Source organism: Intestinimonas massiliensis (ex Afouda et al. 2020) (assembly GCF_900626285.1).
GTDB lineage: Bacteria > Bacillota > Clostridia > Oscillospirales > Oscillospiraceae > Flavonifractor > Flavonifractor massiliensis_A.
In genome coordinates this window covers 3185306-3197947 of the sequence record NZ_LR131147.1, presented here as the reverse complement: position 1 = coordinate 3197947, position 12642 = coordinate 3185306, and the positions used below count along the sequence as shown (strand labels likewise).

Below are 12642 nucleotides of genomic sequence, written 5' to 3'. Positions count from 1 at the left end.
GTATGCCCGCCATTAACGTGAACCCCACCCGGCAGGAGCTGACCCGGCTGAAGGGCCGGCTGAAGACCTCCCTCCGGGGCCACAAGCTGCTGAAGGATAAGCGGGATGAGCTGATGAAGCAGTTCATGGACGTGGTGCGGGAGAACCGGGCTCTGCGGAAGAAGGTGGAGGATGGGCTGATGAAGGCCCACGGCTCCTTCACCGTGGCCTCCGCCCTCATGTCCAGCGAGATGCTGGAGCAGTCCCTCATGTATCCCAAGCAGAGCGTGGAGCTGGACATGACGTTCCAGAACATCATGAGCGTCAACGTGCCCATCTACCACTTCAAGACCAAGAGCGACGACGCCGGGGAGATCTATCCCTACGGCTTCGCCGCCACCTCCGGCGAGCTGGACGGCGCCGTGGACGCCCTGTCCGGCGTGTTCCAGGATATGCTGAAGCTGGCCGAGATCGAAAAGACCTCCCAGCTGCTGGCGGAGGAGATCGAAAAGACCCGCCGCCGGGTCAACGCCCTGGAGTACGTGAAGATCCCCCAGATGGAGGAGGCCATCAAGTATATCTCCATGAAGCTGGACGAGAACGAGCGGTCCAACACCATCCGCCTGATGAAGGTGAAGGATATGCTCCTCAAGGAGTCCATCGAGGAGAAGCGGGCGGCCGACGCCAGAGCGGTGGAAGCCTTCGGCGGCCACCTGGAGGACCCGGAGGGCGTATAACCCTCCGCCGGAAGAAACAAGCAAAAAGCTCCTGCCTGGAACTTTTCCGGGCAGGAGCTTTTTTGACAGGAAGGGGATTCTGCGGTATAATCACAGCCTATCTTCCCCTGACAGGAGACCCATCATGCAAGTAAAAGCGACCCATTCCAAGATGATCAAGACCGGCCTGTGGCAGGCCGCCTTCCTGCTGCTGACCCCTCTGACCGCCGCCTGGCTCATGCAGTTCACCTACGGGGCTCTGCCCTGGAGCATGGGCCCGGGTCCGGCCCTGGCCAATGCCCTGTGTATCGCCCTGCTGTTCTGGCCCCTGTGCGCGCTGACGGGGCGGATCGCCCCCTGCTGCATCGGCGTCCATATTGCCGCCGGGGCCTGGGGCGCGGCCAACTATTTCGTCAATTCCTTCCGGGGCACCCCCATCCTGCCCTGGGACCTGACCGCCCTGCGTACCGCCGCCGACGTGGCGGGGAACTACCGCTTCATCCCCACCTGGCAGATGGCGGCGGCCATCATCCTGATGGTGGCCCTGATTGTGTTCCTCCACAAGGAGGAACACAAGGCCCCTCTGCGGCTGACCGGGAAGCGGTGGCCCCTGCGGCTGGTGTGCCTGGGGGCGGGGCTGGTCTGCCTGACGTTCCTCTTTCCCACCCAGCGGCTGGAGCGCTTTTCGGTGGAGACCGACGTGTGGGACCCGGCAGGCTCCTACCGGACCGGCGGCTGCCTGGCGGCTTTCCTGCGCAACACCGAATTCCTGGAGGTGGAGGAGCCGGAGGACCCCTCAGGGGCCCATGTGGCGCAGATCATGGCGGACGTAGAGGCGCCGGAGCCGGCGGAGGTGTCGGTGGAGCGGCCCAATATCGTGGCCATCATGAACGAATCCTGGGCCGATTTTGAGTACTACGGCAACCTCTCCCTCAGCGAGAGCGTCACCGATTACATCTCCTCCCTGGACAACGCGGTGTACGGCCACGCCTATACGTCGGTGTTCGGCGCGGGCACCAGCGCCAGCGAGTTCGAATTTCTCACCGGCAACTCCATGGCCTTCCTGCCGTCGGGCAGCATCCCCTACCAGCAGTACGTGCTGGGACCCACAGCCTCCCTGGCCTCCAGGCTGAAGGCGGAGGGCTATGACACCCTGGCCTTCCACCCCGGCGAGTGCACCTCCTGGCAGCGGGACCGGGCCTATCCCAACCTGGGCTTTGACAGCTACAAGTGCGGCGAGGATATGGACGTGCCCCAGAGCTTTGAGCACGGGTATGTCAGCGACCAGTCCGACTTTGAGCAGGTGATCTGGGAATTTGAGCACCGGCAGGGGGATGCGCCCCTGTTCCTCTTCAACGTCACCATTCAGAACCACGGCGGCTACACCGCGGCGGACTATCCCGCCCAGGTCACCCTCACCGACGTGCCGGGCCTGTATCCCATGGCGGAGCAGTACCTGACCCTGGCCAACAAGACCGACCAGGCTTTCCGCACCCTGGTGGAGTACTTTGCGCAGCAGGAGGAGCCCACCATCATCGTCATGTTCGGAGACCACCAGCCCTCTCTGGAGCAGGCTTTCCTGGACAAGGCCTACGGCGTTCCCCAGGAGCAGATGAGCATGGGGCAGTACATGGAGAAGTATTTTGTCCCCTTTGTCATCTGGGCCAACTACCCGCTGCCGGAGGAGGGGCCGGAGATAACCAGCCTCAATTTCCTGGGCCAGTACCTGCTGCGGTACGCGGGCATCGGGAGCACGGCTTACGGAGATTTTTTGTGGCAGCTTCAGGAGCAGCTGCCTGCCCTCACCTTTGTGGGCTATCTGGATCAAAGCGGACACGCATACAGCCACCTGGAGAACAACGACTACACCCCGCTGATCCAGGACTATCAGTGTGTGCAGTACAACAACCTGTTCGGCCGCGATGAGCGGCAGGCGGAGCTGTTCGACATGCCCATCACGCAGAAAAAAGGAGACCTGCCATAGGCAGATCTCCTTTTTGCGTCTTACAGCAGGATCACCCCGGCGTCCTGGCAGGCCCGGATGGTCTGCTCGTCCCACACGGAAGCCTGTACCTCGCCGATGTGGGCCTTGCCCAGCAGCAGCATGCACAGCCGGGACTGGCCGATGCCGCCGCCGATGGTCAGGGGCAGCTTGCCCTCCAGCAGCATCTTGTGGAAGGGCAGCTCCCGCCGGTTGTCACAGCCGGCGATGGTGAGCTGCCGGTCCATGGCCGCCGGGTCCACCCGGATGCCCATGGAGGACACCTCAAAGGCCCGGCCCAGCACCGGGTTCCACACCAGAATGTCCCCGTTCAAAGTCCAGTCGTCGTAGTCGGGCGCCCGGCCGTCGTGGGGCTTGCCGGACTTCAGGGCGCCGCCGATGCCCATGAGGAAGGTGGTGGGATGGTCCTTGACCCAGGCGTCCTCCCGCTCCTTGGGGCTCAGCTCCGGCCAGCGGTCCTCCAGCTCCTGGGTAGTGACGAAGGACACCTCGGTGTCCAGGGGGGGCAGGGCGGTGAGCTGGGGGAACACCGAGCGCAGGGTGGACTGGGTCTCCGCCATGGCCTTGACGATGGTGCGCACCGTGTCCTTCAGATAGGCCTCGTTCCGGTCCCGGGGAGCGATGACCTTCTCCCAGTCCCACTGGTCCACATAGACCGAGTGGAGGTTGTCCAGCTCCTCATCCCGGCGGATGGCGTTCATGTCGGTGTACAGGCCCTCACCCACCGAGAACTGGTAGCGGTACAGGGCCATCCGCTTCCACTTGGCCAGGGAGTGGACCACCTGAGCCTCCCGCCCGGCGTCGGGGATATCGAAGGATACCGGCCGCTCCACTCCGTTCAGGTCGTCGTTCAGACCGGTGGAGGCCTCCACGAACAGGGGAGCGGACACCCGGCGCAGATGGAGGGCGCCCCCCAGGGTATCCTCAAACAGACGCTTCAGCAGGCCGATGGCCTTCTGCGTATCATATAAGTTCAGACAGGGGGCATACCCCTGGGGAATCACGGTTTGCAGCATAAAAACGCTCCTTCTTTCTTGATGACTTCAATGTATCACATTATACAGGAAAAGCAGGCCGGCGGCAAGGGGCACCTGCAAAAGGGCATACAGGAATTTCCATAATAAATATTTATTGAAGGATAAAATATCATCATTTTACATGATGAAAAAAGAGGGGTATACTGGCTCCGACAAATGTAAATGTTGGAAGGAGCAATTGCAATGAAGCAATGGAGCGAGAGAAGTCTGGGCCTGCTGCTGTGCCTGGCGGTGGCCATCCCCTGCTGGCTGCTGGGCAAGGCGGTCCCTGTGGTAGGCGGGCCGGTGTTCGCCATTCTGGCGGGCATGGTGATCGCCCTGTTTTATCGGGAGAAAAAGCGGACCCAGGCGGGGATCGCCTACACCTCCAAGTACATCCTGCAGCTGGCTGTGGTGCTGCTGGGCTTCGGCATGAACCTGTCGGAGGTGGCCCGGGTGGGGCTGACCTCTCTGCCTATCATCGTCTCCACCATCACCACTTCGCTGGTGGTGGCCTTCCTGCTCCACAAGCTGATGAAGGTGCCCACCAATATCTCCACTCTGGTGGGCGTGGGCTCCTCCATCTGCGGCGGCTCCGCCATCGCCGCCACAGCTCCGGTGATCGGGGCGGACGATGAGGAGATCGCCCAGTCCATCTCGGTGATCTTCCTGTTCAATGTGGCGGCCGCCCTGCTGTTTCCCACCTTCGGCGGGCTGCTGGGCCTGAGCAACGAGGGGTTCGGCCTGTTTGCCGGCACCGCTGTGAACGACACCTCTTCCGTGACGGCTGCCGCCGCCGCATGGGACGGGATGCACCCCGGGGCCAACACCCTGGACACCGCCACCATCGTCAAGCTGACCCGCACCCTGGCCATCATCCCCATCACCCTGGCCCTGGCCCTGTTCCGGGTGGTGAGAGCCAAGCGGGACGGCGGGGAGCGGGAGGGCAGCTTTCAGATCAGCAAGATCTTCCCCTTCTTTATCCTGTTTTTCGTGCTGGCCTCCATCCTCACCACGGTGTGCCTGGGCGCCGGCGTGAGCAGCGGCGTATTTACCCCGTTCAAGGAACTGAGCAAATTTTTCATCATCATGGCCATGGCGGCCATCGGCCTGAACACCGACATCGTCAAGCTGGTCAAGACCGGCGGCAAGCCCATTGTGATGGGCGCCTGCTGCTGGGCGGCCATCACGGCGGTGAGCCTGGGCATGCAGCACGTGCTGGGGATCTGGTAAGGCTCAGGGGTGCGCCTTCCACAGCACCTGCCTGGCCCGGATCGTAAAGAAGATGATGCGCACCACCCAGTCGCCCACCATGGCGATCCATACGCCGATGACCCCCAGGCCGAAGTGGACGCCTAAGATGTAGCTGCACCCCAGCCGGACGACCACCATGGAGCACACGGAAATGACCATAGGGACTTTTACGTCTCCGGCGGCCCGCAGGGCGTTGGGCATGGTAAAGGCCATGGGCCACAGGGCCATGGCGCATCCGTTGTGGATGAAGATCAGCACGGTGGCATACCACTGGGTCTCCGGCGACAGACTGTACAGCTTCAGGATCAGGGGCAGGCTGAGCAGCAGCACCGCATTGAGGGCCCAGGTGAAGAGGTAGGCCAGCTTCATCAGCCTGACGGTATACCGCCGCACCTGGTCCCAGGCCTCCGCCCCCACGCACTGGCCCACCACCGTGATGAGGGCCAGGCCCATGGCCTGGGCGGGGATGCAGCCGAAGCTGTCAATGTTGTTGGCCACCGCGTTGGCGGCGGTCTGGGCCGTGCCGAAGGTGGAGATCAGGCTCACCAGCAGCACCCGGCCCAGCTGGAAGAAGCTGTTTTCCAGGCTGTTGGGCACTCCGATGCGCAGAATGCGGGCCATCATCTCCGGCTCAAACCGGAAGGAGAGCAGCCCCTGGACCCGCACCGGATTGCGGCTGCTGTGGAGCAGCACCAGCATGATGACGAAGGCCACGATCCGGGAGAGCAGGGAGGACCAGGCCACGCCGTCCACCCCCCGGTGGAAGCCGTACACGAAAATGGCGTTGCCCACGATGTTCTGCCCGTTCATCCAGGCGGACACCAGCATGGAGGCTCTGGAGTTGCCCATGGCCCGCAGCAGGGCGGCGCAGCCGTTGTACAGGGCGATAAAGGGGTAGGACAGGGCGGAGATGACAAAGTAGGTGACGGCACCCTCCATCACCGCCGGCTCCACCTGCCCGAAGAGCAGCCCCAGCAGGGGCCGGTGGAAGAGCAGCACCAGGGCCATGATGGCCAGGGACGCGGCGGAAATGATGTACATGAGCTGATTGGCGGCCCGGTTGGCCCGGTCCAGATGCTCGGCGCCGATGGACTGGGCGCATACCACCGCGCCGCCGGTGGCCAGGGCGGCAAAGATATTGAGGATGAGCACATTGATCAGGTCCACCAGGGCCACGCTGGACACCGCCGCCTCGCCCGCGGCGGATACCATCACGATGTCCGCCATGCCCACCATGACGGAGAGAAGCTGTTCAATGATCAGGGGCAGGATGAGCCTGCGCAGGGCAGATTTGCTGAACACAGGGATTCGACCTCGATTTCTGACAGGATAAACGGCGTCTGAAAACACGCGAAAGCAAGTATAGCCCCTTTACGGGGGAAATGCAAGAAAAACCAAATGATTTCCCAAAGGATGGTTGCCTTTTTCGGTGGATAGGCGTATAATTTGCCTCGTTAAAGAATTTGATCAGATCGAGGAGGAGACCATGGAAAAGATTCAGATGACCACTCCCCTGGTGGAGATGGACGGCGACGAGATGACCCGGGTGCTGTGGCAGCAGATCAAGAACGAGCTGCTTCTGCCTTTCATCGACCTGAAGACCGAGTATTACGACCTGGGCCTGCCCTACCGGGAGCAGACGAAGGACCAGGTGACCATTGATTCTGCCGAGGCAACCAAGAAGTACGGCGTGGCGGTGAAGTGCGCCACCATCACCCCCAACGCCCAGCGGGTGGAGGAATACAAGCTCTCCCAGATGTGGAAGTCCCCCAACGGCACCATCCGCGCCATTCTGGACGGCACCGTGTTCCGGGCCCCCATCATGGTGAAGGGGATCTCTCCCGTGGTCAAGACCTGGAAGAAGCCCATCACCATCGCCCGTCACGCCTACGGCGATGTGTACAAGTCCACCGAGTACCGGGTGCCCGGTCCCGGCAAGGCCGAGCTGGTGTTTACCGGCGCCGACGGCAAGGAGCAGTTCCGTCAGACCATCTATGACTTCGAGTGCGGCGGCGTGCTCCAGGGCCAGTATAATAAGGATACCTCCATCCGCTCCTTTGCCCGGTCCTGCTTCCAGTACGCCATCGACACCAGGCAGGACCTGTGGTTCGCCACCAAGGATACCATCTCCAAGAAGTACGACCACACTTTTAAGGATATTTTCCAAGAAATTTTTGACGTGGAGTACAAAGCCAAGTTCGATGAACTGGGCATCGAGTACTTCTACACCCTCATTGACGACGCGGTGGCCCGTGTGGTCCGGTCCCAGGGCGGCTTCATCTGGGCCTGCAAGAACTACGACGGCGACGTGATGAGCGACATGGTGTCCACCGCCTTCGGCTCCCTGGCCATGATGACCTCCGTGCTGGTGAGCCCCGACGGCAAGTACGAGTACGAGGCCGCCCACGGCACCGTTACCCGTCACTACTATAAATATCTGAAGGGGGAGGAGACCTCCACCAACCCGGTGGCCACCCTCTTCGCCTGGACGGGTGCCCTCCGCAAACGGGGCGAGCTGGACGGCATCCAGGCCCTGGTGGACTTTGCCGACAAGCTGGAGGCGGCCACCATCGCCACCATCGAGGGCGGCGTCATGACCAAGGACCTGGTGGGCCTGTGGGAGGGGGAGACCCCTGCCAAGGGCGTCAATTCCCTGGACTTCCTCAAGGCCATCCGGGCCAAAGTGGAGGAAGGCTGAACAATACCGAGCCGCAAAGCGGGAAGGATTTCGAATCCTTCCCGCTTTTTTCATGCATTGGAAAAATATTTGTGAAAAAAATAACAGAACTGGTCCGTCCAATATTTTGGGCAAGGACGGCAATTTGGGACAATACACCAGTGTGTTTTCTACAAAACGGCAGGCCAGGACACAAAATATAGGCTTGAATTGGACGGAAAACACAAAAGAACAAGAAATCAGAACGGAAAAACAGCGAAAACAGGAGCGTCAGGACAAAAAAATTAAACCATATGGTAGTGATTGACAGGACCAAAGACGGGCTCTATAATGTGGGGCGGTGAGGATCATGAGTGGTTTACAGTGTGTGTGTAAGGAGGAAAGGTATGTTTAAGAAATTTACCAATGGCTGCGTTAGAGTAGTCAATCGGTGGCTGCCGGACCCGTTCCTGTTCGCCATCATCCTGACCATTGTCGTATTCATTGCCGCTATGGTAGGCACCCAGCAGGGCCCTGTGGAACTGATCTGGGCCTGGGGCGGCCAGGCCGGCACCACGTCCGGCTTCTGGAGCCTGCTGGCCTTCGCTATGCAGATGGCTCTGGTGCTGGTGCTGGGCTCTGCCATGGCTTCCGCCAAGATCTGCAAGCGGATCCTGGGCGCCATCGCGTCCCTGGCCCACAACAAGCGTTCCGCCATCCTGATTACGACCTTTGTGTCCACCATCTGCTGCTGGCTGAACTGGGGCTTCGGCCTGATCGCCGGCGCTCTGCTGGCCCGTGAGGTGGCCAAGCGGGTGAAGGATGTGGACTACCCCCTGCTGATCGCGTCCGCCTATTCCGGCTTCGTGATCTGGCACGCCGGCCTGTCCGGCTCCATCCCCCTGCAGATCGGCGCCGAGGGCGGCACCAAGATCCTGGACGTGATGTACTATGCTCCCACCAGTGCCACTATTTTCCACCCCATGAACCTGCTGATGGTGGGTGTGATCCTGGTGCTGATGCCCTTCGTCAACTACGCCATGCACCCCGATGCCGACCACACTATCGTGGTTGACCCCGCTCTGCTGGTGGATGAGGAAGAGCGTACTTATAAGGTTGAGACCCCCGCCGACAAGATCGAGCACAGCCGCATCCTGTGGATCATCACCCTGGTGCTGGGCTTTGCCTACATCGTGTACTACTTCGTGCAGAAGGGCTTCAACCTGGACCTGAACATCGTGAACATGATCTTCCTGTTCCTGGGTATCCTGCTCCACGGCGACCTGCGCAAGTATGTGGACGCCATCGGCGACGCTGCTGCCGGCGCCGCCGGCATCCTGCTCCAGTTCCCCTTCTATGCCGGCATCATGGGCCTGATGGTGGCCGCCAACGCCGACGGCGTGTCCCTGGCTTCCATCATCGCCAACTTCTTCACCAACATCTCCAACAACATCACCTTCCCGGTGCTGACCTTCCTGTCCGCCGGTATCATCAACTTCTTCGTGCCCTCCGGCGGCGGCCAGTGGGCGGTTCAGGCCCCCATCGTCATGCCTGCCGCTACCAAGATGGGTATCGAGTACGGCCGGGCCGCCATGGCTATCGCCTGGGGCGATCAGTGGACCAATATGATCCAGCCCTTCTGGGCTCTGCCTGCTCTGGGCATCGCCGGCCTGTCTGCCCGCAACATCATGGGCTACCTGGTCATCGTTACCATCTTCACCGGTGTGGTGGCCTGCGGCGGCTTCGTCCTGTGGGGCATGTTCTTCTAAACCCCGGCCTACTACTCCGTGATCTGCACCAAATCAAACAGCAAAAAAACAGCCGCCCGTATGGGCGGCTGTTTTTTATGCGTTCTCCAGCAGCTTGCCCAGCTGCTCCACCGCACTCTCCAGCAGGCGGGAGACGGGGGCCTCCGTTACGCCGGCCACAAAGATGTCGCACTGGTTCATGGGCACAAGGATCTTCTTGGCCGGGCTCTGGCCCACGGCGGCGGCCATGGCGGGGGAGATCTCACCCATCAGGGCGTCGGCGATGACGATGCCCAGGGGTCCCAGGATCACGTCCGCCTTCCGGCAGGCCACCTTCAGGGCGTTTTCCCCCGTGGCGCCCTGGGCCGCGCCCCCCTTCAGCAGCGCGGCGGTGGCCGTGGCGTTGGTGCCTACGGCGAATACCTCCACCCCGGGGAACTTGGCCAGAATGGCCCGCACCAGCTGCTGGCCGATCCGGCCCCCCTGTCCGTCCACCACCAGGATCTGCATATGTATCTCCGCCCTTCGTTTTTTCTCTATGATACCGGATTTGCCGTCCCGGCGCAAGGGCTTTGTGCCGGTTCCGCCGCCATAGGCTCCAGGTGCATCACCGAGATCTCGTAGGCGGTGCGCTTCTCGGTGACGCCCTGGTCCACCTTGGTGTACTCCCGGCTCTGGAGCCGGCCGTCCAGCCGGATGCCGTCCCCCACCCCCAGCTCTCCGCAGCACCGGGCCAGGGCTCCCCAGGCGATGCAGGGCAGGTAGTCCGCCCGGCCGTACCGCCGGTTCACCGCCAGCATCAGGTCACAGATCTCCCGGCCCAGGGGGGTGCGCCGGAGCACCGGCGGCTTGCACAGTACCCCGGCCAGAACCAGCCGGTTCTCGTCCGGCCCGTCCCCCGGCCGTAGGGTGCGGGCATGGAGGGTGATGACCAGGCGGCTGCCCCGCCCACTCTTGTTGTTGAAGGAGCGCACCTCTCCCTCCACCTCCAGCGGCATCCCGGCGGTCACCGGGTATTCCTCCAGCAGGGTCCGGGGGGCGATGACATTGATCCGGTCCGCCCACCCGGACAGCCGGAGCACCTCCAGGGGAAACAGCTCGTATACCACACCGTGGGTCTCATGGGACCACACCGGGGCCGCCGCCGCGGTGCCCCGGAGCAGTGCCCGGTTCTCATTCCAGCCTGTCTGCATATCCATCCACGCTCCTGCTTGTTTTTGATAGCTGTGGCATCTATATGCAGGTTTGTCCCAGGGTATGCCTTACTGCTGGTTCTGCCAGTCGGCGGGGTAGACGAAGTAGAGGAACCGGGCGTGGCCGGTGACGGAGAACTCAATGCCGCTGCCCTTGGGGATATAAATGAGCTCCCCCGGTCCAGCGGACACCGTCCGGCCGTTGCTTTTGATGTCCAGCCGCCCGCTGATGACATAGTCCATCTCGTCGTAGTTCAGGGTCCAGGGGAAGGTGGTGTCGGTCATCTCCATGAGGCCCACCCCCAGCCGGGGGGACTGCTCCAGAGTGAACAGGTCCCGGGTGTAGACCCTGTCCACCGGATTGCCGGTGCCCATCCGGTGGGCCTCGGTGACCGACAGCTCTGGCACCTTCACCGCCTGCACGCCGCCCGCCAGGTGCTCCAGCAGCACCTGGCGGATGATGGCTTCCAACTGAATTTTATCCATGCCGCACTTCCTTTCGGGTCAGAAACATGGCCACCGCCACCGCGGTGACGCCTCCCACCAGCTTGCCCACGATCATGGGGAAGATCATGGAGACATCAAAGCCCGCCGTAAAGCCCAGGTGGTCGCCGAACACAAAGGCGGCGGACACCGCAAAGGCCACGTTGATGATCTTGCCCCGCCGGTCCATGTCGTGGAGCATCTGGAACATGGGGATGTTGTTGGCCAGGGTGGCCACCAGTCCCGCCGCCGCCACGTCGTTCATCCCCAGCAGGCGGCCCAGCTTCATCAGGGAGGTGCGGAACACCTTGGTGATGACATACACCAGGGGGAAGGCACCCGCCAGCACGATGGCGATGTCGCCCACGATGGAGATGCCCTCATGGATGGGGTTCAGACCGGGGATGAGGGTCAGGGGGGTGAGGGCCTGGATGATGGCCGCTGCCAGGCCGATGGTGATAATGATGACGATGATCTTGCCGAAAATCTGGAAGCCCTTTACCATGCCGTTGGGGACAAAGACCAGCCCCAGGGCGATGAACACGGCGAAGAGCACGATGGGCAGCAGGTTGCGCACCACCATACCCGCCGGGAACCCGGCCACCAGGCCCCCCACAAAGCTGCCGATGGGGATGGTGATGATGCCTGCCAGTACGCCGGTGGCCAGGCAGGGCCGGTCCTCGGCCTGAATGATGCCCAGGCCCACCGGGATAGTGAACACGATGGTGGGGCCCAGCATGGAGCCCACGATGAGGCCGCCGAACTGGCCCGCCTCGGTGGTAAGGGCCAGCTCCTGGGCCAGAGGGGCGCCCCCCATGTCGTTGGCCAGAATGGTGCCGGCGAACATGGCCGGGTCGGCCCCCAGCGCCTGATAGAAGGGCACCACCACCGGCCGCAGCAGGTTTGCCAGCACCGGGGCCAGGCAGATGATGCCCACCATGGCCAGAGCCAGGGAGCCCATGGCCAGGATGCCCTCCTCAAACTTTTCGCCCAGCCCGAAGCGGTTGCCCAGGATGCGGTCGATGGCGCCCAGGGCCATAAATACCACCATCAGGTAGACGATGATCTCATTGATGGACATATTCTGTCCCCTTTCTTTTCCCTACGGGTCAATGATGCCCACGATGGCGGCGTCCACGGGGATCTGGCCCCCCGCCGCCAGCCGGGCGGCGCCGCCGGTGGCGATGAGGACCCGTTCGCCCTCACCGGCCCCCACACAGTCGGCGCACACCAGGAGGCTGTCCCCCACCTCCACCGTCAGAAAGGTCTGGCCGGTGAGGGCGGGGGATTTTTTGGTGGCCCATACCTTACCGGCCACTTGTCCCAATAACACAGACACCCATCTCCCTCAGCCGCCGCTCCAGACTGAGGCAGCGGCGGTAGATCCCCGCCGGCGCGGTGCGGCGGTAGCGGCGGGGCTCCCCGGGCCCCCCGGCCCCGGGTAACCCGGGCCCCGGCCGCCCGGGGGGCCCGACCCCCGGCTCCCCCGGGCCGCCCGGGGGCCGGGGCCCCCCAAGGGCCCCCGGGGCCCCCCGCCGGCCCGGGGGGGACCAGGGGGGGGCCCCCCCCCCCCCCCCCCCCGGCAAAACAAGCCC

The 12642-nt window shown here is 62.8% G+C and carries 13 protein-coding genes; 6 read left to right on the top strand and 7 right to left on the bottom strand.

Annotated features, from left to right (window positions below; all coding sequences use genetic code 11):
- Positions 1-2 precede the first annotated feature (2 nt).
- Together E0E41_RS15610 and E0E41_RS15605 are read left to right on the top strand one after the other, a co-directional pair.
- Positions 3-716, top strand: coding sequence for a V-type ATP synthase subunit D (locus E0E41_RS15610; protein WP_130870674.1), 714 nt, complete (start codon positions 3-5; stop codon positions 714-716).
- A 124-nt stretch (positions 717-840) separates the two neighbouring features.
- Positions 841-2679 carry an LTA synthase family protein gene (locus E0E41_RS15605; protein ID WP_242623806.1) on the top strand — a complete coding sequence of 613 codons (1839 nt, stop codon included), beginning with the start codon at positions 841-843 and terminating at the stop codon, positions 2677-2679.
- A 20-nt stretch (positions 2680-2699) separates the two neighbouring features.
- Here the strand turns inward: E0E41_RS15605 and asnA are convergent, their stop codons facing one another.
- Positions 2700-3713 carry an aspartate--ammonia ligase gene (gene asnA, locus E0E41_RS15600; RefSeq protein WP_130870673.1) on the bottom strand — a complete coding sequence of 338 codons (1014 nt, stop codon included), beginning with the start codon at positions 3711-3713 and terminating at the stop codon, positions 2700-2702.
- A gap of 204 nt (positions 3714-3917) precedes the next feature.
- Here asnA and E0E41_RS15595 point away from each other — a divergent pair, with 204 nt between their 5' ends.
- Positions 3918-4946: a YeiH family protein gene (locus E0E41_RS15595; RefSeq protein WP_130870672.1), complete on the top strand. Its 1029-nt coding sequence runs from the start codon at positions 3918-3920 to the stop codon at positions 4944-4946.
- Between the two features lie 3 nt (positions 4947-4949).
- On the opposite strand, the gene E0E41_RS15590 is transcribed toward E0E41_RS15595, so the two are convergent.
- Positions 4950-6269 carry an MATE family efflux transporter gene (locus E0E41_RS15590; RefSeq protein ID WP_130870671.1) on the bottom strand — a complete coding sequence of 440 codons (1320 nt, stop codon included), beginning with the start codon at positions 6267-6269 and terminating at the stop codon, positions 4950-4952.
- 184 nt (positions 6270-6453) lie between these two features.
- Here E0E41_RS15590 and E0E41_RS15585 point away from each other — a divergent pair, with 184 nt between their 5' ends.
- The 3 genes from E0E41_RS15585 to E0E41_RS15580 all read left to right on the top strand — a co-directional run bounded on the left by E0E41_RS15585 (position 6454) and on the right by E0E41_RS15580 (position 9392).
- Positions 6454-7665 carry an NADP-dependent isocitrate dehydrogenase gene (locus E0E41_RS15585; protein WP_130870670.1) on the top strand — a complete coding sequence of 404 codons (1212 nt, stop codon included), beginning with the start codon at positions 6454-6456 and terminating at the stop codon, positions 7663-7665.
- Between the two features lie 124 nt (positions 7666-7789).
- The gene (locus E0E41_RS18605) at positions 7790-7951 is read left to right on the top strand and encodes a hypothetical protein (protein WP_165450574.1); all 162 of its coding nucleotides are present in this window, start codon (positions 7790-7792) and stop codon (positions 7949-7951) included.
- A gap of 79 nt (positions 7952-8030) precedes the next feature.
- Positions 8031-9392 (top strand): short-chain fatty acid transporter, encoded by a 1362-nt coding sequence (locus E0E41_RS15580; RefSeq protein ID WP_130870669.1) that lies wholly within the window; start codon positions 8031-8033, stop codon positions 9390-9392.
- 75 nt (positions 9393-9467) lie between these two features.
- Here E0E41_RS15580 and E0E41_RS15575 read toward each other — a convergent pair whose 3' ends face one another.
- The 5 genes from E0E41_RS15575 to E0E41_RS15555 form a co-directional block, all read right to left on the bottom strand.
- A complete protein-coding gene (locus E0E41_RS15575; protein ID WP_130870668.1) occupies positions 9468-9881 on the bottom strand; it encodes a DUF3842 family protein in 414 nt (137 codons plus the stop codon).
- A gap of 26 nt (positions 9882-9907) precedes the next feature.
- A complete protein-coding gene (locus E0E41_RS15570) occupies positions 9908-10570 on the bottom strand; it encodes a single-stranded DNA-binding protein (protein ID WP_130870667.1) in 663 nt (220 codons plus the stop codon).
- 63 nt (positions 10571-10633) lie between these two features.
- Entirely contained in the window at positions 10634-11050 is a 417-nt protein-coding gene (locus E0E41_RS15565) for a cupin domain-containing protein (protein WP_130870666.1), read from the bottom strand.
- Positions 11043-12128 carry an ethanolamine utilization protein EutH gene (eutH, locus tag E0E41_RS15560; RefSeq protein ID WP_130870665.1) on the bottom strand — a complete coding sequence of 362 codons (1086 nt, stop codon included), beginning with the start codon at positions 12126-12128 and terminating at the stop codon, positions 11043-11045. The genes E0E41_RS15565 and eutH overlap by 8 nt, the downstream gene beginning before the upstream one ends.
- A gap of 21 nt (positions 12129-12149) precedes the next feature.
- On the bottom strand, positions 12150-12380 hold the full coding sequence (locus E0E41_RS15555; RefSeq protein ID WP_130870664.1) for a EutN/CcmL family microcompartment protein: 231 nt from the start codon (positions 12378-12380) through the stop codon (positions 12150-12152).
- Positions 12381-12642 lie beyond the last annotated feature (262 nt).